The organism is Streptomyces sp. NPDC002044, from assembly GCF_040296725.1.
Taxonomy (GTDB): domain Bacteria; phylum Actinomycetota; class Actinomycetes; order Streptomycetales; family Streptomycetaceae; genus Streptomyces; species Streptomyces antarcticus.
In genome coordinates this window covers 1-2,596 of sequence record NZ_JBEOXU010000301.1, presented here as the reverse complement: position 1 = coordinate 2,596, position 2,596 = coordinate 1, and the positions used below count along the sequence as shown (strand labels likewise).

At 74.5% G+C, this 2,596-nt stretch carries 3 protein-coding genes; all 3 read left to right on the top strand.

Going from position 1 to position 2,596, the window contains the following annotated elements:
- Nucleotides 1-129 precede the first annotated feature (129 nt).
- The 3 genes from ABT106_RS31740 to ABT106_RS31730 all read left to right on the top strand — a co-directional run bounded on the left by ABT106_RS31740 (nucleotide 130) and on the right by ABT106_RS31730 (nucleotide 2,536).
- Nucleotides 130-621: a GNAT family N-acetyltransferase gene (locus tag ABT106_RS31740; RefSeq protein WP_351284465.1), complete on the top strand. Its 492-nt coding sequence runs from the start codon at nucleotides 130-132 to the stop codon at nucleotides 619-621.
- Between the two features lie 68 nt (nucleotides 622-689).
- Nucleotides 690-1,397 carry a DsbA family oxidoreductase gene (locus ABT106_RS31735; protein ID WP_351284462.1) on the top strand — a complete coding sequence of 236 codons (708 nt, stop codon included), beginning with the start codon at nucleotides 690-692 and terminating at the stop codon, nucleotides 1,395-1,397.
- Between the two features lie 83 nt (nucleotides 1,398-1,480).
- Complete coding sequence (locus tag ABT106_RS31730; protein ID WP_351284459.1) at nucleotides 1,481-2,536, top strand: aminotransferase class V-fold PLP-dependent enzyme; 1,056 nt, start codon at nucleotides 1,481-1,483, stop codon at nucleotides 2,534-2,536.
- Nucleotides 2,537-2,596: the final 60 nt, after the last annotated feature.

The window sequence follows — 2,596 nt, the reverse complement described above, 5'->3', positions numbered from 1 at the left end:
GCATGACCCGCAAACAGGTCGCCCTGGTGACCGGATCGTCCTCGGGGATCGGCGCCGCCATCGCCCGCCGGCTCGGCGCCGAAGGCATGTCCCGGGAACCGTGAAGGTTCCCGGCACGTCACTCATTCCATGATCAGGACCGCACGACCCGCCGACCTCGACGCCATGGCCGCCCTCCACACCCGGGCGCGGGCCACCTACTACCAGGGCCGCCTTCCCCCGGAGGCATACGCCGGCGCGGCCGAGCTCGCCCGGACCCGCGAGGGCTGGTCCCGCGCCGTCGCCCGGTCCGCCGCCGACGGCGGCGTGCTCTGCGCCGAGCGGGACGGGCGGATCACCGGCGTCGCCGCCTACCGCACCGCGGAGGGCGAGACCACCCTCACCCAGCTCCACGTCGACCCGGACCAGTGGCGCCGCGGCACCGGGTCCGCCCTGCACGCGGCCTGCCTCGACGCCTGGCGCCGTGCCGGAACGGCCAGGGTCCGGCTGGAGGTCTACGAACACAACCTGCGCGCCCAGGCGTTCTACGCCCGCCAGGGCTGGCTCCCGGAGCCGGGGGCCGCGGCCCCCGGCTCCCACCGCGTCCTGTGGCTCGCGGTGGCCCCGCCGTCCGGGGAATGAGACGCGCCCCCGGATCGTTGAAGCGGGAACTGTTTCATCCCGTTCCGAACCCGGAGAGAAGAAGGATCATGCGCGTCGAGATCTGGAGCGACATCGCCTGCCCCTGGTGCTACATCGGCAAGGCCCGTTTCACCAAGGGGCTGGCCGACTTCGCGCACCGCGACGAGGTGGAGGTCGTCTTCCGGTCCTTCGAGCTCGACCCCAACGGCCCCAAGGGCGTCAGTGCCCCCGTCATGGAGATGCTCGCCCAGAAGTACGGCCGCACCCTCGAAGAGGCGCGCGGCATGGAGGAGCACGTCGCGCAGAGCGCCCGCGCGGAGGGCCTGACGTACCGCACCGAGGGCCGCGACCACGGCAACACCTTCGACATCCACCGGCTGCTGCACCTGGCCGCCGCCCGCGGCCGTCAGGAGGAGCTGCTCGACCTCGCGTACCGGGCGAACTTCGCCGAGGAGCGGTCCGTCTTCGACGCCGGGGTGCTGCTCGCGCTCGCCGTCGAGGCCGGGCTCGACGAGGCCGAGGCCCGCGCCGTGCTCGCCGACGACTCCGCCTACGCCGAGGAGGTCCGCGCCGACGAGCGTGAGGCCGCCGAACTGGGCGCGAACGCGGTGCCGTTCTTCGTCCTCGACCGCCGCTACGGAATCTCGGGCGGACAGCCGGCCGAGGTGTTCACCCGCGCCCTGGAGCAGGCTTGGGCCGGCCGCGAGGTGGAGGAGCCCGCCCCCGCCGACGGGGCGTGCGAGTCCGACGGGGCGTGCGCGGTTCCGCGGCCCTGACGCTCCCATATAAGGTTTCCTTTGGGGTGGCGCGGAAAGTTCGGTAATGGACTTTGGGTAGGTCCTGGGTCAGAGTGGACGGCATGGATCTCCCCCTGGCCGAGACGGCCCGTGCCGAGTTCGCCCACTCCACCACCTACCTCAACACCGCCACGTGCGGAGTGCTGCCGCGCGCGGCCGTCGCGGCGGTACGGGAGCTGTCCGAGGCGGCGGGGGCCGGAATCCCCGCCGGCTTCGGCGACTTCGACCGGGTGAACCGGGTCCGCGCCGCCTTCGCCCGGCTGGCCGGGGTCGCCGCCGACCGTGTGGCCGTCGGCTCGGCCGTCTCCACGCACGTCGGCCTCGTCGCGGCCTCCTTGCCGTCCGGTTCCGAAGTCCTCTGCCCCGAGGGCGACTTCGCCTCCGTGATGAACCCCTTCGTGGTGCGCGGCGACCTCAAGGTGCGCTTCGCCCCACTGGAGTCCCTCGCCGAAGCCGTCGGGGCCGGCACGGCCCTGGTCGCGCTGAGCGCCGTACAGTCCGCGGACGGGCGTACGGCGGACCTGGCCGCGGTGCGCGCCGCGACGGCCGCGCACGGGGCCCGGATGCTGGTGGACGCGACGCAGGCGGCGGGCTGGCTGCCCTTCGACGCCTCGCCGTACGCGTACACGGTCACCGCCGGGTACAAGTGGCTGCTCGGCGCCCGCGGGGCCTCCTACCTGACCGTCTCGGAGGAGGCTGAGCACACCCTGACCCCGCTGCACGCCGGCTGGGTCGCGGCCGAGTCCATGTGGGAGGCCACGTACGGGCCGATGCCGGAACTCGCCCACGGGGCACGGAAGTTCGACGAGTCCCCGGCCTTCCTCGCCTACCACGCGGCCGAGCCGTCGCTGGCGCTGCTGGAGGGCGTCGGCATCGAGGCGGTGCACGCGCACGACACCGCCCTGGCCGCCCGCTACCGGGCCGGGCTCGCCCGGCTGGGCCACGAGCCGGTGCCCGGTGACTCCGCCATCGTCTCCGTCCCGGGACTCGCCGACCGCCTGCCCGCGCTTCAGGCGGCCGGCATCGCCACCGCCGCCCGCGCGGGCGCCCTGCGCGCCTCGTTCCACCTCTACAGCACCGAGGAGGACGTGGACCGGCTGCTGAACGCCCTGTCCTGACGGGCGGGCCCCGCGGGGTCGGCGCGCTGCCCGCGGGGTCAGCGCGGGGCCCGCGGGGGC